This window comes from Streptomyces sp. NPDC001339, from assembly GCF_042895955.1.
Lineage (GTDB): Bacteria > Actinomycetota > Actinomycetes > Streptomycetales > Streptomycetaceae > Streptomyces.
This window is the reverse complement of sequence record NZ_JBIAWT010000009.1, coordinates 160,432-184,312: the sequence shown is the minus strand read 5'-3', so window position 1 is coordinate 184,312 and position 23,881 is coordinate 160,432. Positions and strand designations below refer to the sequence as shown.

Below are 23,881 nucleotides of genomic sequence, written 5' to 3'. Positions count from 1 at the left end.
GGCAGGCGAGCCACCCCACACGCGAGCCACCCCATGGGGCAGACGGGCCGCTCGGCGGGGCAGGCGGACCGACCGGTGGGGCAGGTGGACCAACCGGCCCACCTGCCCCACCGCCGCCCGATGTCACGAAGCGCGTGCCTCAGCCGCCGATCCGGAACGCGCCTCCAAGCGGAACCGCAGCCGGCAGATGACCGCGTCCGTGTCCCGGCGGACCGCGTGGGCGACGACGGCCCCGCGCTGGTTCTGCAGCAGCCGCTGCCACAGGTGGGCGGGTTCGGCCTCCGGGATCAGGACCGTGATCCGGGTGCCGGGGCGGCGGGCGGCCAGGTCGCGCACGTACGTGGCGATCGGGCGGCCGACGGTGCGGGTGGCGGAGGGCAGTTCGAGGAGGTCCACCCCGGGGTTCCACAGCTCCCAGTCCCGGCGGAGGGCCTCGGCGGCGGGCCGGTCCTCGGGCGCGCCATGGGTGACCGTGACCGCCACCACCTCATCGCCCAGGGACACCGCCGCGTTCAGGGCCTCACAGGTCAGCCGGGACAGGTGCGAGACGGGGACGACGACGAGGGAGCGGGCCGCGCGGGGGGCTTCGGGTACCCGGCCCAGGCCCAGCCGCTCGCCGATCCGCCCGTACGCGCGGTGGACCGTCTCGAAAGTCAGCACCAGCAGGGGCAGTGCGATGACGATCAGCCAGGCGCCCTCGGCGAACTTGGTGGCGGTGACGACGACCGCCGAAACGCCGGTGAGCAGCGCGCCGAAGCCGTTCAGCAGGGCCTTGCCGCGCCAGCCGGGGGAGCGTTCCAGACGCCAGTGGCGGACCATGCCGACCTGGCAGATGGTGAACCCGACGAAGACGCCGATGGCGAAGAGCGGGACGAGGGTGTTGACGTCGCCGCCGGAGAAGGCGAGCAGGGCCGCGGCGGCCGCGGCGAGGGCCAGGACGCCGTGGCGGTGGACCTGGCGGTCCGCCTTCAGGCCGAAGACGTGCGGCAGGTAGTTGTCCCGGGCGAGCAGGCTCATCAGGACGGGAAGGCCGCCGAAGGAGGTGTTCGCGGCCAGCGCGAGCAGGACCATGGTGGCGAACTGGACCACGTAGAACGCCCAGTTGTGGCCGAGGGAGGCGTCCGCCAGCTGTGCGAGCACGGTGACGCCCTCGACCGGCTGCAGATGGAAGCGGCCGATGAGCACGGACAGGCCGATCAGCATCACACCGAGCAGGGCGCCGAGCGCGACCTCGGTGCGCTGGGCCCGCTTGGCGGCCGGGGCGCGGAAGGACGGCACCGCGTTGGCGACCGCCTCCACGCCGGTCAGCGCCGAGCAGCCGGCGGCGAACGCCTTGAGCAGCAGCAGCGCGCCGACGGTGGTGGCGTTCTGGGCGAGGACCGAGGCGTGCCCGTCGGCGGTGACGGTGGAGACGGGGGCGTCACGGAAGAGGCCGATGACGACCATGGTCAGGATGGCGCCGATGAAGACCGCGGTGGGGACGATGAACGCCTTCGCCGAATCGACGATGCCGCGCAGGTTGATACCGGTGATCAGGACGAGGACCGCCAGGCAGATCCCCACGCGGTCCTGATGGAGCGCGGGGAAGGCGGAGGTGAGCGCCGCTACGCCGGCCGTCACCGATACCGCGACATTCAGGACGTAGTCGAGGATGAGGGAGGCCGCTGCGACCAGGGCGGTGCGGCGGCCGAGGTGGGCCTTGGCGACCGCGTACGAACCGCCGCCGTTGGGGAACGCGGCGATCACCTGGCGGTACGACGCGACCAGTACGGCCAGCAGGGCGGCGATGGCCAGGGTGACGGGGAGGGTGAAGCCGAGTCCGTAGCCGCCCGCCGCGGCCAGGATCAGCACGACCGACTCCGGCCCGTACGCCACGGACGCCATGGCGTCGAGGGAGAGGGCGGCGAGGCCCTGGAGCGCGGTGAGCCGGTGGCGGGCGTCGGGCTCGGCGTCGGGGCCGCCCGGCGCCGGGGCCGCGGAAGGGCCGTAGGTCTCCGTCTCCGTCTCCGTGGCCGGGGAGGTCGCTGCCTGCACGCCCTGGCGGGCGGTGGCGGTATCCGGCGGTTCCTCGGGCCCGCCATCGGGCAGGGACACCATGGTCATCGTTCGTCGTACCTCTCCGTACGGCACTGGGTGCTGGGGCGGTCCGTCAGCGCGACCGGTCCGGCTCAGCGGGAAGCGGGACTGGAAGCAGGACTGCCAGCCCAGCGTGCGGGGCACGGAGAGCGCCGTCTTCAGGTCTTGGCGCCCCTTTGGCGGGCGAAAGGGCGTTCTTCACGAGATCTTGACGGGGGAGGGTGGGCACCGCCAGGGTAAATCCGTCACATCGGGGCAAATGGCCACGGCGGGGCAACCGGCTCCCTCACGAGAACCCGGTCGTCAGGAGAAGTCGTAGCGCACGCCGGTGAGCTGCTCCGACGCCGCCCACAGACGCTCGCCGTTCGCGTCCTTCCTGGTCCAGGGCGCGCGGAAGGACTTGGCCGGGGCGCCGCGCAGTCCGGCGCGCGGGCCGATGAAGGAGTCCGGCCGCATATGCGGGGCGGTGGCCGCGCAGAGGGTGCCCAGGGCACCGCCCTCCGGGGACTGGGCGATGAAGCGGTTGGCCAGTTCGACGACCCGTTCGGCGCTGGAGCGCCCCTCCATCCGTACGCCCGCGGTCTGCAGGTTGGTGGCGGCGTATCCGGGGTGCGCGGCGGCGGCGAGCAGCTGCGAGCCGGCCGCGGCCAGCCGGCGGGACAGCTCGTGGACGAAGAGGAGGTTGGCGCTCTTGGAACGTGCGTAGGCGATCCAGCGACGGTAGGAGCGCTCGCTGTTGAGGTCGTCGTAGTCGAGGTCGGCGAGTACGTGCAGCATGCTGGAGACGGTGACGACCCGGGCCCCGGGGGTCGCCAGCAGCCGGGGCAGCAGCAGCCCGGTCAGGGCGAAGTGGCCGAGGTGGTTGGTGCCGAACTGCATCTCGAAACCGTCGGCGGTGGTGCGGTACGGCAGCGCCATCACCCCCGCATTGTTGATCAGCAGGTCGAGGCGGTCACCGGCGACATCGTCGAGGGAAGCGGCGAAGCGCCGTACGGAGGCCAGGTCGGCGAGGTCCAGTGGACGGAACTCTGCCTCGGCGGTGGGGACTTCGGAGCGCAGCCGGTCCAGCGCGGCGCCGCCACGCGCCTCGTTGCGGCAGGCCAGCACCACCTGGGCGCCGCGCCGTGCCAGTTCGCGTGCGGTCACATAGCCGAGGCCGCTGTTGGCGCCCGTGACGACCGCCGAGCGGCCCGTCTGGTCGGGGATGTGGCTGGTGTTCCACCGGGTCACGCCTGCGCTCCTCCGTAGGGGAGAACCAGGTTACGCGCACCGCTGTTGGCGCAGGGGCGGCTGACCTGGAGTCAGAACCCGTACGCGGTACGTGGGAACCGATACCTTCGGATCTTCCAGGCAGCTCCCCGTAGCCAGGTCGAAACGCTGCTTGAGCAGCGGCGACGCCACGAACGGGCGGCCCTCGGCCGAGCCGGTCAGGCCGCGCGAGAGGACCTGGGCACCGGTGAACGGGTCACGGTTGCCGATCGCGTGGATCCGGCCGGCCCGGTCCCGGAACAGCGCGGCCTGGGTGCCGCCCGGCAGGAGGACGGCGACGCCGCGCCCCGGAATGAGAGCCTCCGGCCCGCAGACCGCGAGCCAGCCGCCGCCGGGGCACCGGATCTCGATCGTCGCAGTCGCAGTCGCGGTGGCAGTCCCAGCGGCAGCCGCGGTGGCAGCCCCGGCCCCGGCCCCAGCCCCAGTGGCGGTGGCGGTGGTGGTCATGTGAGGCATGGATGCCTTGCGGGTCATGGATGTCGTGCGGGTCATGGATGTCTTGTCGGTCGTGTGGTGCGTCGGAGGAGTCATCGGGCAGAGGTCCCTTCCAGAGTGCGAACGGGCAGGGCCGGTCCGGCCAGCAGCGTCAGATCCGGTTTGACCTGATCGCGTTCCGGCACGAAGCGGACGGACGGGTCCGGGGCGTCCGGCGCGTTGACGAACGAGACGAAGCGGGCCAGCCGCTCCGGGTCGGCCAGGGTCTCGGCCCATTCATCCCGGTAGTGCGTGACATGGGCGGCCATCAGGGCCTCCAGTTCGTCGCAGAGCCCGAGGGAGTCGTGCACGACGACATCGCGTACGTGGGCGAGGCCGCCGTCGATCCGCTCCAGCCAGGCGGCGGTGCGTTCCAGTCGGTCGGCGGTGCGGATGTAGAACATCAGGAAGCGGTCGATCAGCCGGATCAGCTCGGCGTCGTCGAGGTCCTGGGCGAGCAGGTCCGCATGGCGCGGGGTGGCGCCGCCGTTGCCGCCGACGTAGAGGTTCCAGCCGTTCGCCGTCGCGATCACACCGAAGTCCTTGGACTGGGCCTCCGCGCACTCCCGCGCGCAGCCGGAGACCGCGGACTTCAGCTTGTGCGGGGCGCGCAGCCCCCGGTAGCGCAGCTCCAGTTCGATCGCCATACGGACCGAGTCCTGCACGCCGTAGCGGCACCAGGTCTGCCCCACACAGGACTTCACGGTGCGCAGCGCCTTCCCGTACGCATGGCCCGACTCGAAGCCCGCGTCCACCAGCCGTGCCCAGATGCGCGGCAGCTGATCGACCCGCGCGCCGAAGAGGTCGATCCGCTGACCGCCGGTGATCTTGGTGTAGAGGCCGAAGTCACGCGCCACCTCACCGATGACGATGAGCTTCTCCGGGGTGATCTCGCCGCCCGGGATACGGGGCACGACCGAATAGGACCCGTTCTTCTGGAGGTTGGCGAGGAAGTGGTCGTTGGTGTCCTGGAGCGCCGCCTGCTCCCCTTGGAGTACGTAGCCGTCGGCGCCGACCGACGGGGCGAGCGAGGCGATGACCGACCCGATCGCCGGTTTGCAGATCTCGCAGCCCTCTCCGCCCCGCGCCTCCTCCCGGCCGTGGGCGTCGAGCAGTTCGGCGTAGGAGGTGAGCCGGCGGACGCGGACGATCTCGTAGAGTTCGGCGCGGGTGTGCGGGAAGCAGCCGCACAGGCTCTGGTCGCCGCTGTCCGGCAGCAGTTTGCCGATCATCTTGACGCAGCTGCCGCACCCGGTGCCCGCCTTGGTGCACCGCTTGACCTCGGGGAGCGTCTCGCAGGCCTGGATGGCGTCCTTGGTGACGTTGTGGCAGCTGCAGATCACCGCGTCGCCGGGCAGCGCCTCCGGGCCGAGCGCCGCCCCGCCGCCGTCCGCCGCGACCCCGGCCGGCAGGACCAGCTGTTCGGGCGGCAGCGGGGGGACGGTGCCGGTCAGCGGCCGCAGCATGCCGTACGCCTCGGCGTCGCCGACCAGCACCCCGCCCAGCAGCTCGCCGCCCGCGCCGATCACCAGCTTCTTGTAGACACCGCTGCGGGCGTCGGAGTAGACCACGTCCAGACAGCCGTCGGCGGTGCCGTGCGCGTCACCGAAGGAGGCCACGTCCACACCGAGCAGCTTGAGCTTGGTGGACAGATCGGCGCCCGTGAAGCCGTCCGGCTCACCGGGGACGCCACCGGGCCGCGTGGCGTCGCCGAGCCGCGTGGTGTCGCCGAGCCGCGCGGCGATGCCGGCGGCTGCCACCCGCGCCATGTCGTAGCCCGGCGCGACCAGCCCGTAGACCCGGCCGTCGGCGGCCAGCGCGCACTCGCCGATCGCGTACACCGCCGCATCGCCGGTACGGCACTGCTCGTCGATGATGATCCCGCCGCGCTGCCCGACCGGCAGCCCGCAGTCCCGGGCGAGCTGGTCGCGCGGGCGGACCCCGGCGGAGAAGACCACCAGGTCGGTCTCGATCCGGGAGTCGTCGGACAACCCCATGGCGGCCACCGCGCCCGACCCGTCCGCGACGATCTCCTTGCCGCCGACGCCGGTGTGCACCTCCAGGCCCATGTCCTCGACGGTGCGGCGCAGCGCGCGGCCGCCGCCCTCGTCGACCTGGAGGGCCATCAGACGGGGGGCGAACTCCACGATGTGGGTGCGCAGCCCGAGCCCCTTGAGCGCACCGGCCGCCTCCAGACCGAGCAGCCCGCCGCCGACCACCACACCGGTGCGGGAGTTCTTGGCGTACTCCTCGATGGCCAGCAGGTCCTCGACGGTCCGGTAGACGAAACAGCCCGCACTGTCCTTGCCGGGCACCGGCGGCACGAAGGGGTACGAGCCGGTGGCCAGCACCAGGGCGTCGTAGCGGACGGTCAGGCCGGAACGGGCGGTGACCGTGCGGGCGGTGCGGTCGACGGCGGTGGCCGGGTCGCCCAGATGCAGCTCGATGCCGTGCCGGGCCAGGAAGTCCGGATCGACCAGGCTCAGGTCGTCCGGCGTCCGGCCGGAGAAGTACGAGGTCAGCTGGACCCGGTCATACGCCGGTCGGGGCTCCTCGCACAGGACGACCACCCGTGCGCGCCCGGTGACCCCACGGTCGGCCAGCTCCTCCAGGAAGCGCTGGCCGACCATGCCATGGCCTACGAGGACGATGGTCGGGGCGGCGGCCGGTGTACCGGATGCACCCGGTGTACCCGATGTACCCGGTGCGGTGTCGGGGTGCGGGGGTGTGGTGGTCATGCTCGTCAGCGTGCGGTCCGGCTGTTACCCGCCCGCATCTGCACTGTTTCCCGGGCGGAACGCTGCCCTCAGTACGGAGCCACGCGGGGTGTGAGGCGGGTCCGGCCCCTCGGCGCCGCCGTCCCCGTACGCGCGCGGTCGCGCCTGTACGGGGTCTCGGCGTCAGCTCAGCTTGGCCGGGCACAGGCGGCGCGGCGCCCGGTCCGTGGTGAGCTTGGCGTCCACGCAGCCGCCCGGCAGGCCCTCGTACGCCCGGGTGCCGAAGTTGGCGGTGACGGTGAGGGTGCCGTCGCCGAAGACCGTGCGCTGGACGGTGCGGTCGCCCGTCAGCCACCGGAACGACGTCATCTGCTCGGTCCCCGCGGCGCGGTGCAGCGGCGAGAAGTACTTCTGCAGCGCGGCGAGTTCGCGGCCGTTCCGTTCGATCGTCGGCCTGTCGAGGACGTAGTTGAGCGGTGTGTTGTAGAGCATGGCGAGCAGCGCGCGGGTGGTCTTCTGGGCCGGCAGCTTGTCGTAGGACAGCTCCCACCGCTCGGCGTTGACGAGCGAGCCGTGCAGCGCCGTCTCGTAGAGCGGCACGCGGTACTTGGGGTCATACATGGCGGTGGCCAGGTCGTCCGGCAGCTGGACCGGCTTGAAGAAGTTCTTGGGAGCGGTCTCCGGGAGGTAGCCGCCCCACTTCTCCTTGTCCCGCTGCAGCGCCCACAGGCCTTCGGCGACCGGGGTGCCCGAGCCGTGGTTGAAGGCCACCACGGTGTTCGCCCAGGCCTGGGCGGACTCGGAGCCGAGGACGAGGTTCCGGGACAGCCGCCGCATCCGGGCGAGCCGGTTCTCGCGGTCGCCCGCCTTGGTCATCTCGTGGCCGGCGCCGTGATCGCGGAACTCCTCACCGGTCGCGTCGACATCGAGGAAGTAGCTGTCCGCCCCGTTGGCGATCATCTTGCGGGTGCGGTCGGCGAGGTAGTGCTTGTCCGGCTCGGCCCGCTCGAAGGCGCGTGAGCTGAGGTAGCAGCCGCGCGGCGGGTTGCCGAAGCCGGGCTGCGGCGTGCCGTCGGCCCGTCGTATACAGAAGTCGGGGTAGACCCGGTCAGGCCAGGCCGAAGTGGGGCTGTCCGCGGTCTTGGGGTTCTGCCCGTTGGAGAACGTGTCGTACGGGCCGACGAGGTAGCCCGCCCGTTTGGCGGCCTGTACGGCCTGGGCGTTCATCGGGGCGCTCTTCCCGCTCCCGGAGTCGTAACCGAGCCACATCCGGTCCACCCCGAGCTTCTTGAGCTTCTCGACGCCCGCGGCGGTACGGGCGTCGCCCCACACATAGGCGTGGAAGGCACCGAGCAGCTTTTCGTTGGCCGGGTTCCGGCGGATCTTCTCGCGCAGGCTGCCGAGCTGGCCGCGCTGGGCGAGGTACGAGCGGTAGTCGACGGCGGGGGCGACCGGATTGCCGTCGGTGAGGGCGAAGGTGACCTCGTAGTCGCGGGTCTCCTCACCGGCGTCGAAGGCGTGCGCGGCGGTGGCGCGCAGCCGGCCCCCGGTGGAGGCGAAGTTCAGGGAGGTGCCGATGTCGGTGGGGGTGAGGTAGCTGACGCCGTGCCCGCGCCGGCCGGGCGTCGACGGTGCGGACGTCGGCTGTGTGGACTTCGACTGTGTGGATGTCGAGTAGCCCCACAGGGGGAGGGCGAGTTCGGCGCCCACGTCGACCGCCTTGCCCGCCAGCCCGCTCTCGGCGGAGTTCCAGAACGTGTCCCGTACGGGGATGTCCAGGCCCGAACCGCGCGGCAGCTGGATGACCGAGGCGGCCCTGTCGGTGCCGGTCACCGGCCAGTCGACCTTCCCGTCACGGTCCGACCGCAGCCGGATCCGCAGCCGCCCGCGCTCCGTACCGGCCGTCACGCTCAGCCCCTTGGCGGGGTAGCTCCAGCGTGCCCCCTCGGCCGTACGGGTCACCGGTCCCGGTGCGCCGAGCCCGCCGCCGGCGGCCGGCCCGGACAGCTCCATCTGCTGGCCGTCACCGGTACGTGCGGTCACCGCGAGGGTGGTGGTGTCGACGACGGCGGTCCCACCGGAGACCGGCAGTTCGAGCCGGTTGCCCTCCAAGGTGCCGGCGGACGCACTGCCACACCCGGAGACGCCGAGCGCGGTCGCCGCCAGGGCGAGGGAGGCGGCGAGCACACGGGTGGGGGTGGTGCGGGGGCGGACGCGGAGGCTAAGCCCGCTGTTCTCGGGCGAGTTGGGGATCCCGGGAATCCCGGGGGGCTCGGAAGTGTTGGAGGCTGTGGGGACCTTGGATGTCATGGGGACTGGATAGTCCCGGGGTTTAAGAGAGTTCTAAGAAGAGTTATAAGAGGAGCCAAGAGAAGCGCGGGCCAAGAGCTGAGAGGAGGTGTTCACGGAGCGAAAAGGAGGTGTTCAGGGAGCTAAGAGGAGGGGGCGCTCAAGAGCCGCCAGCCGGTCACTCCGGCTACCAGGAGGCCACTGACCATGCCGATCAGGGCCAGACCGGGCCCGGACGTCCAGTCGACGTCCGATGCGCGCACACTCACCACGACGGCCACGGCCACAGCGATGCCGGGCAGGGCGAGCAACGCCGGGCGGAGCCGGCGGAGATCGTCCTCGGCCAGTGCCCCGAGGACGCCGACGCCGAGCGCCAGCCCCCAGACCCCGAGTGCCTGCGCATCGGGACGGTCCACCTGCCACGGTACGAAGTCGCCCCAGAACCCCGGGAGGGCCAGTAGCCCGACCCCGCTACCGAACCACGCCGATCCGAGCACTGCCAGGAACGGCTTCGACCAGCCCGGCAGCGGAACGGCGCCCCGATCCTCCCGCGGCACGCCCTGATCCTCCAGCGGCACGTCCCGATCCTCCCGCGGCCGTCCGGGTTTCACGTACTGCCGGACCAGGCACCCGACCGCACACACACCGAGCACGCCGAGCACGGCCACCCAGCCGAGGCTGAACAGGACGAGGAACAGTGAGCCGCCCTCGGCCGCCTGGAGCTTGTCGGCGTTGAGCAGGCTCACCGCGAGCAGCCCGAGGAGGACGATGACGAGCGGAAGAACGAGAGTCCGTACCTCTTCCCAGATCCGGGCCCGTCCGACCATGAACAGGCCGGGTGCGACGCCGACCATGGCCGCGCCGACCACCCCGGGGCTCAGCGGCCCGGCCGACTGCCAGGCGCTGAACACCTGCCCGGCAAGGCTCACACCCGCCATGAGCCCGCCGACGAGGATGCCGATGAGGGCCACGGCTCCGGCCAGCATCGTCACCCCGACGGTCAGCTCGCGGCCACCGGGGGAGCGGTCCGGCGGGTCACCGGGGGACGGGTTCGGCGCGGCCTCGGACTCAGTCGGCTCGGATTGATTCGGCTCAGGTTCCCTGGTGCTGGTGCTGGGAATGCCATCAGCGCTGGGAATGCTGTCAGCGCTGGGCACGCCGTCAGCGCTGGGCACGTCGTCAGTGTCGTCGTGAGTGCTGGGCATACCGGTCGTTCCTCCTCAGACAGTCCCGGCGATCTGGCGCGTGCCGCGGGCGGCGGCAGCGGCCGCCCTCTCCCGCTTGACCAGTTCGCGCCCGTACAGCACACGCAGGCTGACCGCGGTGGTCGCCGCGAACGCCAACATCCCGCAGCCGATGGTGACTCCGGCGGTCAGCGCCGTCTGCCGGTCGAGGCCCATGAAGCGCTCGAACGCCAGCCCCGCGGCGACCGAGAACACCGGAGCCAGGCACAGGCCGGTCAGATGCAGCCGCCACTCCTCGCGCGCCCAGCTCCGTCCCTCCCGCCCCGCACGCCGCTGCCGGACGGCCATCACGCCGTACACCACCGCGTACGGGACCAGGTAACCGGCCAGCATCCGCTGCCCCTCCGCACCCCACCCCAGGTAGCACCACACGATCCACGCCACAGCCCCCGCACCGGCGAGGTGCGCCATGGCGAGCACCGGCGTCGGCGCCCATGTCCCGACCACCCCGGCGACCGTCCTCCGCTTGTCCAGCCCACGGGAGGCGAGCAGCGCACCGAACGCGACCACGGAGCCGAGGTGCATGATCGCGACCCGGTTGATGTCCGCCATGGACAGGCCCGGCATCAGCGACGGCAGCACTCCCCACTCCAGGCGCAGCAGCGGCGCGGACATGAGGAAGCCGTAGCACAGCAGCATCCACCGCTGGTGCAGGTCGGGAAGCTTCCCGATGGCCGCGGCGATTCCGTACGTCACGCTCATCACGGTGCCGACCAGGAGGGTGGCGAGCACGATCCAGAACGCCGCCCCGCTGAACGCGTCGCCCGGCGCGGTGCGCACCAGATAGACCGCCGCCCCCGCCATCGAGACGTACACCGTCACCGCGAACACCGCCCCCACGGCACGGTGCAGCCGGACGCGGCGCCGCACCGCCGAGAGCAGCTGAACCGGTCCGAGCAGCATCAGCGCACCACCCAGGACCGTGTGCACGATCAGCGCCGCCAGGCTGTGCCCGTACGGCCCGATCCGGGTCGCGAGCGCATCGGCGACATAACGCGGGGACACCGCGCGGGACAGCAGCCACTCCCCGAACGCCGGTGCGCCCCGCTGCGAGTACGGCCATATCTCGGTTATCGCGATCGGCGCGTAGCCCACGCAGACGACCACCACGGCGATCGTGGCCACGCGGCCCCAGGTGACCTTCCTCGGACGGTGCACGGCGACTCCTCCGATCCTTCGATCGCGGCCCTCAGCCGATAGTCGACAGCTGGAATCCGGTAGCTGTTAGCCAGTGGCCCGTAACCGGTACCGCTGCCAGTGTCGGTACCGGTAGCCGATGGTCCAGCCTGTACAGTCCAGAGTGGACTATCGAGAAGGTAGGGCCGATCCGGAACGCGGTCAATGCCCGTGACAGAAGGGAAAGTTGGAAGGCGGTACGACGTGCGGCTACGGGATCCGGCGGTTGGAGCTCGTGGGGGTCACGCCCGTGGGAATCACGCTCCGCGCTGCTCCACCCACTGCCAGAAATCCACCATCATCCGCTCATAACGGATCCCGAACTCCAGCGCCTCGCGCTGCCCCCGCGTCAGCAAGTCCCCCACGCCCTCCGCGAGTTCCTCGTACTCCGTGAGCGTGCGGTGGTGCTCGTCGAGCTGCACCGGAGCGAGCACCTCCGGACGGGCCCCGAACCACAGCTTCAGAATGCCGCGTTCACGCGCCTCGACCGGTACGAAGGCGGGATCGGCGAGCCACTCCTCCAGAGCCGCTTTACCGGTCTCCGTCAGCTTCATCATCCGGCGATTGCGCCCGCCCTCCTGCCGGACCTCCGACAGCAGGCCCGCCGCCACCAGCCGGTCGCACTGCGCGTACACCTGCGCATGCGGCACGGACCAGAACGGCGCCACCGTACGGGCGGCCTCGACCTTCACGTCGTACGGGCTGGCCTCACCGAGCTTGTCGATGATGCCGAGCACGAGAAACGAGGGCGTGGTCAACCGGCGGGCGTCAGACATGCCGCGACCGTACCGCGCCCCAGGAATACCCGCCGTACCCACCACGTTGTGGCCTGCAAGGGGCGCCCGCGACCCCTACGGGATCTGTTCGACCGCCCCCTACGGGGCGGCCCTGCCCCCGCCCCTACCTCCGCCCTTCCTGCCCCTCCCGCTCCAGCCGCCGCGCCGCCAGCTCCGCGTACACCGCCGCACCGTCCGCCAGCACCGCGTCGTCGAACACGGCGAGTGGCGAGTGGTTGTTGGGACTGGTCTCGGGATCGGCACCGGCCGGCGGCGAGCCGAGCATCAGCATCGCCCCCGGAACCTCGTCCAGGACCCGGGAGAAGTCCTCCGCGCCCGCCAGCGGATTCGGCATCGGCGCATAGCGCTCCTCACCCAGCGCCTCCCGCACCACCCCGCTCGCGAAATCCGCCTCCGTGACGTCGTTGACGGTCACCGGGTACGTCTCGAGGAACTCCGCGTCCACGCCCACCCCGTACGCCGACGCGATGCCCCGGCACACCTCCACCGTGCCGTCCTTGACCCGCGCCTGGGCGGCGTCCGAGAAGCTGCGCACGGTCGCCTCGAAGGACGCGGTGTCCGGGATGACGTTCGACTTGGTACCGGCGTGGAAGGTGCCCACGGTCAGGACCACCGGGTCGAAGACGTCGAAGGTACGGGTGATCCACGTCTGGAGTTCGGTCACCATCGCACACGCCGCCTGCACCGGGTCCTTGGCCCGGTACGGCATCGAACCGTGCCCGCCCGCGCCGCGTACGGTCACCCGCAGCACATTGGACGCGGCCAGCGCCGGCCCGCCACGCGTCCGGAACACCCCGCTCGGCACACCGGCCGACAGCACATGGATCGCGTACGCCGCGACCGGCCGTTTTCCCGACGTGTCCAGCAGCCCCTCGTCCAGCATGTGCCGTGCGCCGTCGTAGCCCTCCTCGCCCGGCTGGAACATGAACACCACATCGCCCGCCAGCCGGTCGCGGTGCGCGCAGAGCAGTTTGGCGGCGCCCGTGAGCATGGTGGTGTGCAGGTCATGCCCGCAGGCGTGCATCCGGCCGCTGTCGGCCGCGAAGTCCAGCCCGGTCCGCTCGGCGACCGGCAACGCGTCCATGTCCCCGCGCAGCAGTACTGCCGGCCCGGTCCGTCCACCGCGCAACACCGCGGTGACGGAACTCAGTGAGTCGCCGGTACTCACCTCCAACGGCAGCCCGTCCAGCTCGGCCAGCACCGCCTCCTGCGTACGGGGCAGATCGAGCCCGGTCTCGGGAATACGGTGCAGCGAACGGCGCAGCCGTACGAGGTCGTCCGACAGGGCACGGGCGTCATCGCGGAGGTTCATGGTCATGGGGCATTGAATGCCCCACCCTTTACGGCGGAAACGAATACGGACCACTCACCAGCGGGAAAGACCAACGCCGGGCCGCCGCTGGCCGAAGTCCTCGCCGGGATGCGTCAGATCGTGAAGAAGCACGGCGTGCGCCCGGCTTCGTAAGATCAGTTGGTGCCCGCTGACATATCGCTGTTCACGCTCACCCTGCTCTGCCTGGCCGCGCTGGCGGCGGGGTGGATCGATGCCGTGGTGGGCGGCGGTGGACTGTTGCTGCTTCCTGCCCTGTTGCTCGGTCTGCCGCAGGTGCCCGCCGCGTACGTTCTCGGCACCAACAAGTCCACCGCCATCGTCGGCACCGCGGCCGCCGCGGTCACCTATATCCGTAAGGCGCCGATCGACGTCCGTATCGCGCTGCGTATCGGTCTCGCCGCGGCCGCCGGTTCGCTGGCCGGGGCGTTCTTCGCGGCCGGTGTCAACAGTGAGGTGCTGCGTCCGCTGATCATGGCGGTGCTGGTGGCGGTGCTGGCGTTCGTCGTCGTCCGTCCCGCCTTCGGGACGGCGCCCGCGCCGTCGGGGCCGGTTTCCCGGCGGCGTGTGCTGACAGCCGTCCTCGTCGCCGGTCTGGGGATCGGCTTCTATGACGGCCTGGTCGGGCCCGGGACCGGCGCGTTCCTCGTCGTCGCGCTCGCCGCCGTACTGCACATGGATCTCGTCTCCTCCTCGGCCACCGCCAAGGTCGTCAATGTCTGCACCAACGTGGGCGCGCTGACGATGTTCGCGATCCAGGGCACCGTGCTGTGGCAACTCGGCGCGCTGCTCGCGCTGTTCAACCTCGTCGGAGGGATGGTCGGCGCGAGGATGGCGCTCAAGCGGGGTGCCGGATTTGTGCGGGGGGTGCTGGTGGTCGTGGTCGTCGCGCTGCTGTGCAAGCTGGCGTACGACCAGTGGATCGCGGTCTGAACTGACCTGTGGTCTGAACCGACCTGTGGTCAGAACGTGCAGTGGTACATCCGGCCCATGTCCCGTACCGCGGGGATCCTCGCGGCCGTGCGGGCCATCAGACGGCTGGCCGCGGGGAGCTTCTCGACCTCCGGTGTCTCCACCATGCTGATGTTCTCGACGATCCTCAGCCGCGGGCTCAGTCGGGCGATGCCCTCGGTGTCCGTGCCCCAGTGCAGCCGGGCGCCGGCCCTCATCACCACGCGGTTGAGCCACTGCGTACGGATCGCGAGGGGGCTGAAGGCGTCGAAGGCCAGCTCGCCGCTGGGGGCGTGGGCCATCAGTCGGCGCAGCAGGGCCGTACCCTCCTCCTCGGTCAGGTACACCAGGAGGCCTTCCGCCACGATCATCGTCGGCTGGTCCGACGGGATCTGCTCCACCCACGCGGGGTCGGTCACCGAGGACGGGATCGTGGTGTACCCCGCCCGCTGCGGGAGAAGCTTCCGGCGGAGCTCGATGACCTCGGGGTAGTCGATGTCGAACCAGCGCACCCCTGGTCCCGGATCGAGCCGGTATATCCGGGTGTCGAGGCCGCAGCCGAGGTGCACCACCGTCGCCTGCTCGTGCCGGGCCAGGAAGCCTGCCGTCCAGATGTCCAACTGCCGGGCGCGCAGGGCGACTCCGGCGGCGTCGCCGGAGTTCAGCCGCATCTTCCGGAAGTCGTAGTGGAAGTCGCGGTGGATTCGCCGCACGGTGTCCACGGCCATGCTGTCGCCCAGGATCGGCTGCTTCGCGCGGCTGTCGAGCGCGCGGCCGTAGAGCGTGGCGAGAAGGGTTTCCTTCTCCTTGGTGAGGTGCAGGGTGTGCGCCTCGGTGTCTGTGGTGCCCGTGGTGCCTGTGGTGTTCGGTGTGGTCCTGCTCCCCGTACCGTTCATGCCCACAGCCTACGTAGCATTCAGAAAAATGTGAAGACTCGGAACTCGGGGCGACGGAACGATGGGCGACGGGGCGATGGGTGGTGGGTGGTGGGTGGTGGGGGCAGTGGGGCAGCGGGGCTCCGGTTGGGGGTTCGCGTCGGCTCGGCTCAAGAGTCGAGGGCGGCGGCGATGGCTTCGATCTCCACGAGCTGGTCGTCGTAGCCGAGCACGGTGACGCCCATCAGCGTGCTGGGGACGTCGTGGTCGCCGAACGCGTCCCGGACCACCTCCCACGCCGTGACCAGGTCCTCCTGCCGGTGGGACGCGACGAGGACGCGGGTGCTGATGACGTCGTGCAGCGCCGCACCGGAGTCCGCCAGGGCGGTCCGCAGGTTCTCCACGGCTTTGGCCGCCTGCCCGGCGAAGTCCCCGATCGCGGCCGTGGAGCCGTCCTCGTTGAGTGGGCACGCCCCGGCGAGGAAGATCAGCCGGGACTCGGCGGGGGCCGTGGCCGCGTAGGCGTACTCGGCGACATTGGACAGGGAAGCGGAGCGGATCAATGTGACGGCACGGGGCACGGGTACGGGCGTTCCTCTCGGGTGCGGGTGCGGGTGCGGGTGCGGGTGCGGGTGCGGCTTCGGCTTCGGGTGCTCACGACCCTGTCAAAGGTCCGCGCCACATTCGACGTAATTTCCGGGTGGCCGAGGCACGGGCACACAGCGGCACGGGCACGCGTGGACCGTTGCCCTTGGGGAGTTGTTGGCTCTGTAGCGCCGTCTTCTCTGCGCTACCCCGTAGTGACCACCCCGCGGACCCGTGCTGACACCTCTGTGACGGCCGTCATCAGCACCGCCGAGTCCTCCAGGGCCTCCAGTCCGTGTCGTTCGTGCGGAATCATGGCGACCTGACCGGCCTTCAGTTCCTGGCCGCCGCCGGGGCCGGTCAGGCGGACCCGGCCGTGAAGTACTTGCAGACTCGATGCCGGTGGTGCGTTGTGCTCGTCCAGCACAGTGCCCGCGACCAGTGCGATCACGGTCTGGCGCAGCGGGCCGTCGTGCAGGAAGAGGTGGGCGCTGCGCCCGTGGGCGGAGGCTCTGGCATCGTCGAGCTGCTGGCGGGTGAGCGCGTTGAGGTCGTCCATCGTGCTGCCTTTCGCATGCGGACGGTGAGCGCGCCGGCGCCGGCCGGGCGGGCCGCGCCACCGCCTCCGGCTGCTGAGCTCCCTTCCATCGTTGCTGTTGCACGGGTGGATGCAACCGGGGAATCCGGGCGCGGTGCAGGTGAGCGGGCATTCCGGATGTGGCGGATGTGGGGAGGGATTCCGGACAGGGCGTCCGGGTGGCGTGCCGGTGAAGGCTCGGCCCGTCACTTACGGGATGATCATCATGGCCGTACGATGCGGGCGTCTCGTCCGTCGCCCCCCCCACGTGAAGGATGCGCAACCGTGGCCGACCCCACCGCCCTGAGTGATCCCCGTGATCCGTGTGATCCATGTGATCCGCGTGATCCGTCGGGACCGTCCCCCTCACCCGGACCGCACGGAGTGCCCGGACCGTCCGAAGCGCACGGTCCGGCCGGACCGTCGGCCGGATTCCTGACGGTGATGACGACCATCGACAGCGAGGAGAAGGCCGAGCGGCTGGCCCGCGGTGCGATCGAGGGCAGGCTCGCCGCCTGCGCCCAGATCAGTGCGCCGGTGACCTCGGTGTACCACTGGGACGGCGCGATCGAGACCAGCCGGGAGTGGCAGGTGCTGTTCAAGACGGCGCAGGCGCGTTACGCGGAGCTGGAGAGCTATCTCCTGCAGGTGCACGACTATGACACCCCCGAGATCATCGCCACCCCGATCACCCGAGGTGGCAGCGGCTACCTGTCATGGGTCGCAGAGGAGACGAGCTGACGTGGCACGACACAAGGCCGGGCCGGAGCTGGAGCAGGTGCAGGGGCAAGAGCGGGGACAGGAGCAGAAGGGGCGCGGCGGGCTCGCGGGGCGGACCCGGCGTCGCTGGGGCAAGGCCGCGACGGCCGTGCTCGGCCTGGCGATGTGCCTGGCCATCGCGCCCGTCGGACACGCCATAGAGGGCACCCGCGGTGCCGCATCGGACAGCGGCCGCCCCAGCCCTCCTCCCAGCCCCGCCCCCGGCGGGAAGAAGTGGACCAGTCGGGACGCGGCCGCGTACTGGACCGCCAAGCGGATGGCGGCCGCCGCACCGGCCAGGAGCGAAGACCCCTCGGGCCAGTCTGCGGACGGGTCGGCCGGGGATGGTGCGTCGGGGCAGTCCGACACCGTGTCTCCCGGGGAGGACACGACTTCCGGGGGTGACACTCCTGGGCAGTCCGCGGGCGCGTCGGCTGGTGACGGTGCGCCGGGGCTGCCTGACACCGTGTCTCCCGGGGAGGGGACGACTTCTGGGGGCGACAGTCCGGGGCAGTCCACGGACGCGCCGTCAGGGGATGGGGACGGTAGGCCAGGGCAGTCTGGGCATGCGGGGCACTCCGACGCCCCGTCGGCCGGGACCGACACCCCAGGGCGGCCCGGCACCACTCCGCCCGCGGCCGGTTCCCCGGCCAAGCCCCACGCCGCATCCCAACCCCACGCCAGCGCACGGCACTTCGACGGTGTGCCGTCCGTCGGTGTGCTGTTCTCCGTGGACAAGGACGCCAGGGCCCACCACTGCACCGCCAGCGTGGTGCACAGCCCGCAGGGCAACCTGATCCTCACCGCCGGGCACTGCGATCTGGGCTCCCGCGCCGCATTTGTCCCGCAGTATCGATCCGGCGCGGCTACCCAGCCCTACGGGGTGTGGGCGATCACCGAAACCTTCGCCTACCCCGACCGGGGTACCACCGGACCCAAGTCCGACCTCGACTTCGCGTTCGCGACTGTTGCACCCTCTGTGGAGGGCCGCTCCCTCGAAGAGGTCACCGGCGGCAATGTCCTTGCCCAGACGCCCGGTTACGCCAACGACGTCACCGTCATCGGCTACCCCACCGTCCGCCACGACCCGGCCGACCAGGCCGTACGCTGCGCCGCCCGGACCGCCCGGCTGGCCGGCACACGCCAACTGCGGGTGGATTGCTCCGGGTTCTACGGCGGCACCTCGGGCGGCCCCTGGCTGGCCGACTTCGACGAGGCGACGGGGACGGGCCGGATCATCGGCCTGATCGGCGGTCTCCACGGAGGTGGCCCCAAGGGCCGGGACAACCACCGGGTCTCCTACAGCCCCTACTTCGGGGAGAAGATCCTCAGCCTCTACACCCGCGCCACCCGCGCGAGCGCCGGCGCGCCGAAGAACTGACCGGCTGACCGGCTTACCGGTTGACCCGCTGACTGGTTGACCGGTTGACCCAGGGATGGCGGGGCGTCGCGCTACGCAGGAGGGAAGGCGGGGCGCCCTGCCAGGGGTGGTGGGGCGCCCCGCCAGTGATGGTGGCGGGGCGCGCTCGGGTCGCCCGCGCTACCGCAGCGCCTCCGTCAGCCCCTCCTCGCGCGGGCCGAGGAAGTGCGGATCGGGCCGCAGGAGCGCTTCCGTCGCTGCCTTCCCGGCCGCGAAGATCTCCCGGACGCCGCCGTACGCCCAGGTCACATCGTGCCGGGCGGCGACCCCGACGCCGTACGCGTCGATGCCGGCCGCCGTGCACAGTGCCAGCGCGCGCCGGATGTGGAAGCCCTGGCTGACCAGCACCGCCCGGTCCACGCCGAAGATCCGGTGGGCGCGGCTGCACGAGTCCCAGGAGTCGAAGCCCGCGTAGTCGTTGACGATCTTTCGGGCCGGGACTCCGTGCCGTACCAGGTAGTCGCGCATGGCGTCCGGCTCGTCGTAGTCGTGCCGGCTGTTGTCGCCGGTGACCAGGACCGCACGGACCGTGCCGCGGGTGTAGAGCTCGGCCGTCGCGTCCAGCCGGTCGGCGAGGTACGGGGACGGCTTGCCGTCCCATAGGCCGGCGCCGAAGACGATGGCCACCGGGGCGGTGGGCGCGTCGGCGACGGTGCGCAGCCGGGGGTTCGCGGTGACGTGCAGCCAGGTGGCGGGCGCCAGTGCGAGCACGGTGACGGCCACCATGACCTGATAGGTGCGGCGCCAGGCGCGCCGGGTCCGTGGCAGATGTGGCATTTTCTGTTCCCCCGTCCGTACAGCCGTACCGCCGTAGCGTTGTGCTGTACCGCTGTGTACGGCCGTATCGCTGTACGGCCGTATCGCCGTATCGCTCCGACAGCGGTCGGTCGACCAGCGGTCGGTCGATCTCGCAGGCTGCGACGCCCCCCGGCCGATGATGGTTGCAGGGGCGACTGGCATCGTGGCGGGGGAAACACCCTGGCCCGGGACCGTGTCGGGCCCCGGACCGGATCTCGGACCGAGTCCCGGACCGGATCTCGGACCGGATCCCGGAAACGCCCCTGAGAGGACCGCACCACCATGACCGCCGAACCCGAGCGCCTGCCGTTCTTCGTCTACGGCACGCTGCGCCCCGGCCAGGCCAACCACGCCTGGGCGCTGCGCGGCCGGACCGTCCGTGAGGAACCGGCCCGGATCGGTGGCGCGCTGCTCTACGACGGCCCCGGATACCCGTACGCCATCGCCGGGCCCGCGGACGCGGTGGTGCACGGCACCCTCGTCGAGCCGGGCGAGACCGACTACGACGGGGTGCAGGCGACGCTGGACCGGCTGGAGGGCTACGTCCCCGGTGCAGCTCCTGCTGCTCCAGCTGCTCCCGGTGCCCCGGAGAACCTCTACGAGCGAGTGGTCACCGAAGCCGTGTGCCTGGACGGGCGGACCGTACGGGCCTGGGTCTACCTGGCGGCCGAACCGCTCGCTGCCCGCCTCCGGGCCGGTGGCACCCTCATCCCGGGCGGTGACTGGCTGAACGACAACGCCCGGCGTCCACTGCCTTCGGCAGAGCCGCGCCCGCTGCCCAAAGCGGAGCTGCATCTCCACATCGAGGGCACCCTGGAGCCCGAGCTCGCCTTCGCACTCGCCGAGCGCAACGGCGTCACCCTGCCCTACGCCACCGAAGACGAGCTGCGCCGCGCCTACTCCTTCGAGGATCTCCAGTCCTTCCTCAACCTCTACTACGCGCTGATGGCCGTGCTGCGCACCGAGGACGACTTCGCCGACCTCGCACACGCCTACCTCGCCCGCGCCCGGCACCAGGGCGTACGGCATGCCGAGATCTTCTTCGACCCGCAGGCGCACACCGCACGCGGCGTCCCGGTCGGTACGGTCATCGGCGGCCTGGCCCGCGCGCTCGACACCGCCCAGGAGCGCTACGGCATCAGCACCCGCCTGATCATGTGCTTCCTGCGCGACGAGAGTGCCGACTCCGCCCTGGAGACCTTCGAGGCGGCCCGCCCGTACCTGGACCGGATCACCGCGGTCGGCCTGGACTCGGCCGAGGTCGGGCACCCGCCGGCCAAGTTCGCGGAGGTCTTCGCGCTGGCCCGGGAGGCCGGTCTCAAGTGTGTGGCGCACGCGGGGGAGGAGGGGCCCGCCGGCTATGTGTGGCAGGCCCTGGACGTCCTCGGCGTGGACCGGATCGATCACGGGGTGAGGTGCATGGAGGACGAGCGGCTGGTGGCCCGTCTGGCGGCGGAGCAGGTGCCGCTCACCTTGTGCCCGCTGTCGAACGTCCGGCTGCGGGTGATCGACGACCTCGCCGCGCACCCGCTGCCCGCGATGCTGGACGCCGGGCTGCTGGTGACCGTCAACTCCGACGACCCCGCCTATTTCGGTGGCTACGTGGACGACAACTTCATCGCCGTACGGGAGGCCCTGGGCCTCGATGACGCGACGCTGCGCACGCTGGCCCGGAACTCCTTCCGCGCCTCCTTCCTGGACGAGGACACCCGCGCGAGGTACCTGAAGGAGGTGGACGCGCACGAGGCGGCCGCACGGGTCGGGTGACGCCTGGGACAGGCCGTTTACGCGAGGTGGACGCGCGCGGTGCGGTCGCACACGAGGCGGCCGCACCGTCCCGCCGGCCACACCGTCCCGTCGGCCGCACTGTCCCGCCGGCTGGGCTGGTAGCCGTACGGAACACGGATGTCGTCGCGGGGAAACGGCCCCGCAATGCTCGGTTGCCACGCTCACTGCATGAGGGCGCCGATACCACACCCACTGCTCCAGTCCCCGTCCCTGACGCTGTCCCCGTCTCCGTTTCCCGTCGTGCCCCGCGTTCCCCTCGTTCCTCTCGTTCCCCGCGTTTCCCTCGATACGGGGCCTGCCGCCCCCACCCTCGTCGCGGTGGCCCACGGCAGCCGGGACCCCCGCGCGCTGCCCGCCATCCGCGCCCTGCTCGACCGGGTCCGCGCCCTCCGCCCCGGACTGTCCGTGCGGCTCGGGCACATCGAACTCAACCGGCCGCTGCTCGCTGACACCCTCCGCGAGCTGCGCGGCGAGACCGTCCTCGTACCGCTGCTTTTCGGCCACGGTTACCACGTCACCCACGATCTGCCCGCCGCACTGGCCGACGCGCCTCATCTGACCGGCCGGGTCGCCGAGCCCCTCGGGCCGCACGCCCTCCTCGCCGAGGCGCTGTACGGCAGGCTGCTGGAGGCCGGTGCGGCGTCCGGCTGGGGCACCACGGCCGTGATCCTGGCCGCCGCCGGCTCCCGCGCAGCCCGCTCCGCCCAGGACACCGAACGCACCGCGCGGCTGCTCTCCGCCCGGCTCGACGGACTCCCCGTGATGCCCGCCTATGCCCACCCGTCGCCCGCCACCACCCCGGCCGGAGACTCCCCCAGACTCCGTCCGGGGGGACCCCCATCGCGTCGCCCCTCTCAGATTGCCGCCGCCCCCACCGTCGCCGAGGCCGTACGGGCGCTGACCGCTCGCGGCCACCAGCGGATCGCGGTCGCCGGCTGCTTCACCGCACCCGGCCACTTCGCCACCCAGTGCGCGGCCGCCGCCCCCGGAGTCGCCGCCGCACCCCTGGGAGACCACCCCGCGCTGGCCCATCTGGTACTCCACCGCTACGACCAGGCGCTCGTCACGCGTACCGGATCCGGCTCCGAGAGCACCAGGGCGGCTACCGTCGCCGTATGACGGGCAGCACATCATCCTGCACACCATCGGGGTCCGACATGCCGTCGACCCCCGGCACACCATCGACCCCTGGCACACCATCGACCCCCGGAACACGGTCGACCCCCGGAACACCATCGGGACCAGGGACGACAGCGAGACAAGGGACGACAGCGGGACAAGGGACACCCCCAACCCCCGGGACGCCGACGGGCGACGCCCCCACCATCCCCGGCTACACCCCGGCCGATACCGAACGCTGGGTCCCCGAGCCCGACAAACGGCCCGGGCGCACCGCCTTCCAGCGCGACCGCGCCCGGGTACTGCACTCCGCCGCGCTGCGCAGACTGGCCGGCAAGACCCAGGTCGTCACCCCCGGTGCGCACACCCCCGCCTGGGACGCCAGCCCGCGCACCCGGCTGACCCACTCCCTGGAGTGCGCCCAGGTCGGCCGGGAACTCGGTGCTGCCCTCGGCTGCGACCCGGACCTGGTCGAGACCGCCTGTCTGGCGCACGACCTCGGCCATCCGCCCTTCGGACACAACGGCGAGCAGGCGCTCAACGAAGTCGCCGCGCCCTGCGGCGGTTTCGAGGGCAACGCCCAGTCGCTGCGGCTGCTGGCCCGGTTGGAGCCCAAGCGGTTCGTGCCCGCCCCGGACGGCACGACGGTCAGCGTCGGGCTGAACCTCTCCCGCGCCGCCCTCGACGCCGCCACCAAGTACCCGTGGCCGCGCGGCGCGCACCCCACCGACCCCGCGTCCCGCAAGTTCGGGGTCTACGAGGACGACCTGCCGGTGTTCGCATGGTTCCGGCAGGGCGCTCCCGACGGGGCGCAGAGCTTCGAGGCGCAGGTCATGGACTGGTCCGACGACGTCGCGTACTCGGTGCACGACGTCGAGGACGGGCTGCACGCCGGACACCTCGACCCCAACCTCCTGCTCGCCGACGCCGAGCGCGCCGAGATCTTCACGGTCGCCGCGGAGCGCTATGCGCCCGGCGCCGGCCCCGAAGAGCTGGCCGCGGCGCTGGACCGTCTCCTGGAGCAGGAGTGGTGGCCGCACGGCTACGACGGCTCCGCGCTCGCCCAGGCCCGTCTCAAGGACGCCACCAGCCAGCTGATCGGCCGGTTCTGCCTGGCAGCCGAGGGCGCGACCCGGGCCCGGTGGGGCACCGGCCGGCTCACCCGCTACCAGGCGGAGCTAGTGGTTCCGGCCGAAACACAGCTGGAATGCGCCGTTTTGAAAGCCGTCGCCGACCGGTATGTGATCCAGCGCCCCGACCAGGAGGCGCTCCGTGCCGACCAGCGCGTGGTCATCGCCGAACTGGCGGAGGCGTTGCTCGCCCGGGCCCCCGACGGCCTTGATCCGCAGTTCCGTTCACTCTTCGACGCGGCCCCCGACGACACCGCCCGCATGCGTGCCGTCATCGACCAGATCGCGGCCCTGACGGACGCCTCGGCCCGCTCTCTGCACGCCCGTCTCACCCGACGTCCGGGTAACGCGACGGTCAACTGAGGGAGACCCTAGGGGTAAGCCCTCTTCCCCCCTCACGCTCCGTGCGGGACGCTCGGAGCCGGCCGCGCCCCGACGGCGCCGGACGGGAACCTTGCCGGGACCGGACGGGAGCCTTGCCGGGGCCGAACGGGAGCCTTGTCGGTG

Annotated in this window: 19 protein-coding genes and 1 pseudogene; 7 read left to right on the top strand and 13 right to left on the bottom strand. The window is 71.6% G+C overall.

Annotated features, from left to right (window positions below):
* Nucleotides 1-123 precede the first annotated feature (123 nt).
* The 9 genes from ACFY12_RS26360 to ACFY12_RS26320 all read right to left on the bottom strand — a co-directional run bounded on the left by ACFY12_RS26360 (nucleotide 124) and on the right by ACFY12_RS26320 (nucleotide 13,354).
* Entirely contained in the window at nucleotides 124-2,103 is a 1,980-nt protein-coding gene (locus ACFY12_RS26360) for an APC family permease (protein WP_390718378.1), read from the bottom strand.
* A gap of 276 nt (nucleotides 2,104-2,379) precedes the next feature.
* A complete protein-coding gene (locus ACFY12_RS26355; protein ID WP_390718377.1) occupies nucleotides 2,380-3,306 on the bottom strand; it encodes an oxidoreductase in 927 nt (308 codons plus the stop codon).
* 30 nt (nucleotides 3,307-3,336) lie between these two features.
* The gene (gene nirD / locus ACFY12_RS26350; RefSeq protein WP_390718518.1) at nucleotides 3,337-3,792 is read right to left on the bottom strand and encodes a nitrite reductase small subunit NirD; all 456 of its coding nucleotides are present in this window, start codon (nucleotides 3,790-3,792) and stop codon (nucleotides 3,337-3,339) included.
* Nucleotides 3,793-3,872: 80 nt separating this feature from the next.
* Nucleotides 3,873-6,557, bottom strand: coding sequence for a nitrite reductase large subunit NirB (gene nirB, locus ACFY12_RS26345; protein WP_390718376.1), 2,685 nt, complete (start codon nucleotides 6,555-6,557; stop codon nucleotides 3,873-3,875).
* 162 nt (nucleotides 6,558-6,719) lie between these two features.
* Nucleotides 6,720-8,846: a glycoside hydrolase gene (locus ACFY12_RS26340; RefSeq protein WP_390718375.1), complete on the bottom strand. Its 2,127-nt coding sequence runs from the start codon at nucleotides 8,844-8,846 to the stop codon at nucleotides 6,720-6,722.
* A gap of 122 nt (nucleotides 8,847-8,968) precedes the next feature.
* On the bottom strand, nucleotides 8,969-10,030 hold the full coding sequence (locus tag ACFY12_RS26335) for a hypothetical protein (protein WP_390718374.1): 1,062 nt from the start codon (nucleotides 10,028-10,030) through the stop codon (nucleotides 8,969-8,971).
* 15 nt (nucleotides 10,031-10,045) lie between these two features.
* Nucleotides 10,046-11,227 (bottom strand): DUF2306 domain-containing protein, encoded by a 1,182-nt coding sequence (locus ACFY12_RS26330; protein WP_390718373.1) that lies wholly within the window; start codon nucleotides 11,225-11,227, stop codon nucleotides 10,046-10,048.
* A gap of 275 nt (nucleotides 11,228-11,502) precedes the next feature.
* A complete protein-coding gene (locus ACFY12_RS26325) occupies nucleotides 11,503-12,021 on the bottom strand; it encodes a helix-turn-helix transcriptional regulator (protein ID WP_390718372.1) in 519 nt (172 codons plus the stop codon).
* 124 nt (nucleotides 12,022-12,145) lie between these two features.
* Nucleotides 12,146-13,354, bottom strand: coding sequence for a M20 family metallopeptidase (locus tag ACFY12_RS26320; RefSeq protein ID WP_390718517.1), 1,209 nt, complete (start codon nucleotides 13,352-13,354; stop codon nucleotides 12,146-12,148).
* Nucleotides 13,355-13,516: 162 nt separating this feature from the next.
* Here ACFY12_RS26320 and ACFY12_RS26315 point away from each other — a divergent pair, with 162 nt between their 5' ends.
* On the top strand, nucleotides 13,517-14,305 hold the full coding sequence (locus tag ACFY12_RS26315; protein WP_390718371.1) for a sulfite exporter TauE/SafE family protein: 789 nt from the start codon (nucleotides 13,517-13,519) through the stop codon (nucleotides 14,303-14,305).
* Between the two features lie 29 nt (nucleotides 14,306-14,334).
* Here ACFY12_RS26315 and ACFY12_RS26310 read toward each other — a convergent pair whose 3' ends face one another.
* The 3 genes from ACFY12_RS26310 to ACFY12_RS26300 all read right to left on the bottom strand — a co-directional run bounded on the left by ACFY12_RS26310 (nucleotide 14,335) and on the right by ACFY12_RS26300 (nucleotide 16,342).
* Nucleotides 14,335-15,219 (bottom strand): class I SAM-dependent methyltransferase, encoded by an 885-nt coding sequence (locus ACFY12_RS26310; RefSeq protein ID WP_390718370.1) that lies wholly within the window; start codon nucleotides 15,217-15,219, stop codon nucleotides 14,335-14,337.
* Nucleotides 15,220-15,368: 149 nt separating this feature from the next.
* Nucleotides 15,369-15,779, bottom strand: coding sequence for a RidA family protein (locus ACFY12_RS26305; protein ID WP_390718369.1), 411 nt, complete (start codon nucleotides 15,777-15,779; stop codon nucleotides 15,369-15,371).
* Nucleotides 15,780-15,988: 209 nt separating this feature from the next.
* The gene (locus tag ACFY12_RS26300) at nucleotides 15,989-16,342 is read right to left on the bottom strand and encodes a cupin (RefSeq protein ID WP_390718368.1); all 354 of its coding nucleotides are present in this window, start codon (nucleotides 16,340-16,342) and stop codon (nucleotides 15,989-15,991) included.
* A gap of 462 nt (nucleotides 16,343-16,804) precedes the next feature.
* Here ACFY12_RS26300 and cutA point away from each other — a divergent pair, with 462 nt between their 5' ends.
* Entirely contained in the window at nucleotides 16,805-17,101 is a 297-nt protein-coding gene (gene cutA / locus ACFY12_RS26295; RefSeq protein WP_390718367.1) for a divalent-cation tolerance protein CutA, read from the top strand.
* A 1-nt stretch (nucleotide 17,102) separates the two neighbouring features.
* Nucleotides 17,103-18,500 (top strand): hypothetical protein, encoded by a 1,398-nt coding sequence (locus tag ACFY12_RS26290; protein WP_390718366.1) that lies wholly within the window; start codon nucleotides 17,103-17,105, stop codon nucleotides 18,498-18,500.
* 159 nt (nucleotides 18,501-18,659) lie between these two features.
* Here the strand turns inward: ACFY12_RS26290 and ACFY12_RS26285 are convergent, their stop codons facing one another.
* Complete coding sequence (locus ACFY12_RS26285; protein WP_390718365.1) at nucleotides 18,660-19,316, bottom strand: vancomycin high temperature exclusion protein; 657 nt, start codon at nucleotides 19,314-19,316, stop codon at nucleotides 18,660-18,662.
* 303 nt (nucleotides 19,317-19,619) lie between these two features.
* Between ACFY12_RS26285 and ACFY12_RS26280 the strand changes: the two are divergent.
* From ACFY12_RS26280 to ACFY12_RS26265, 4 genes and pseudogenes are all read left to right on the top strand, one after another.
* Nucleotides 19,620-20,054, top strand: a pseudogene (locus tag ACFY12_RS26280) (gamma-glutamylcyclotransferase family protein); the annotation flags it as partial.
* A gap of 33 nt (nucleotides 20,055-20,087) precedes the next feature.
* The gene (locus ACFY12_RS26275) at nucleotides 20,088-21,104 is read left to right on the top strand and encodes an adenosine deaminase (RefSeq protein WP_390718516.1); all 1,017 of its coding nucleotides are present in this window, start codon (nucleotides 20,088-20,090) and stop codon (nucleotides 21,102-21,104) included.
* A gap of 189 nt (nucleotides 21,105-21,293) precedes the next feature.
* Entirely contained in the window at nucleotides 21,294-22,244 is a 951-nt protein-coding gene (locus ACFY12_RS26270) for a sirohydrochlorin chelatase (protein WP_390718364.1), read from the top strand.
* Between the two features lie 38 nt (nucleotides 22,245-22,282).
* Nucleotides 22,283-23,737, top strand: a complete 1,455-nt coding sequence (locus ACFY12_RS26265; protein ID WP_390718363.1) for a deoxyguanosinetriphosphate triphosphohydrolase — start codon at nucleotides 22,283-22,285, stop codon at nucleotides 23,735-23,737.
* The last annotated feature ends 144 nt before the right edge of the window (nucleotides 23,738-23,881 follow it).

Coding starts and splice junctions, on each gene's coding strand:
- ACFY12_RS26360 (WP_390718378.1), bottom strand. CDS start 2,103: ATGACCATGGTGTCCCTGCCCGATGGCGGGCCCGAGGAACCGCCGGAT.
- nirD (WP_390718518.1), bottom strand. CDS start 3,792: ATGACCACCACCGCCACCGCCACTGGGGCTGGGGCCGGGGCCGGGGCT.
- nirB (WP_390718376.1), bottom strand. CDS start 6,557: ATGACCACCACACCCCCGCACCCCGACACCGCACCGGGTACATCGGGT.
- ACFY12_RS26340 (WP_390718375.1), bottom strand. CDS start 8,846: ATGACATCCAAGGTCCCCACAGCCTCCAACACTTCCGAGCCCCCCGGG.
- ACFY12_RS26335 (WP_390718374.1), bottom strand. CDS start 10,030: ATGCCCAGCACTCACGACGACACTGACGACGTGCCCAGCGCTGACGGC.
- ACFY12_RS26325 (WP_390718372.1), bottom strand. CDS start 12,021: ATGTCTGACGCCCGCCGGTTGACCACGCCCTCGTTTCTCGTGCTCGGC.
- ACFY12_RS26320 (WP_390718517.1), bottom strand. CDS start 13,354: ATGAACCTCCGCGATGACGCCCGTGCCCTGTCGGACGACCTCGTACGG.
- ACFY12_RS26310 (WP_390718370.1), bottom strand. CDS start 15,219: ATGAACGGTACGGGGAGCAGGACCACACCGAACACCACAGGCACCACG.
- ACFY12_RS26300 (WP_390718368.1), bottom strand. CDS start 16,342: ATGGACGACCTCAACGCGCTCACCCGCCAGCAGCTCGACGATGCCAGA.
- cutA (WP_390718367.1), top strand. CDS start 16,805: ATGACGACCATCGACAGCGAGGAGAAGGCCGAGCGGCTGGCCCGCGGT.
- ACFY12_RS26285 (WP_390718365.1), bottom strand. CDS start 19,316: ATGCCACATCTGCCACGGACCCGGCGCGCCTGGCGCCGCACCTATCAG.
- ACFY12_RS26270 (WP_390718364.1), top strand. CDS start 21,294: ATGAGGGCGCCGATACCACACCCACTGCTCCAGTCCCCGTCCCTGACG.
- ACFY12_RS26265 (WP_390718363.1), top strand. CDS start 22,283: ATGCCGTCGACCCCCGGCACACCATCGACCCCTGGCACACCATCGACC.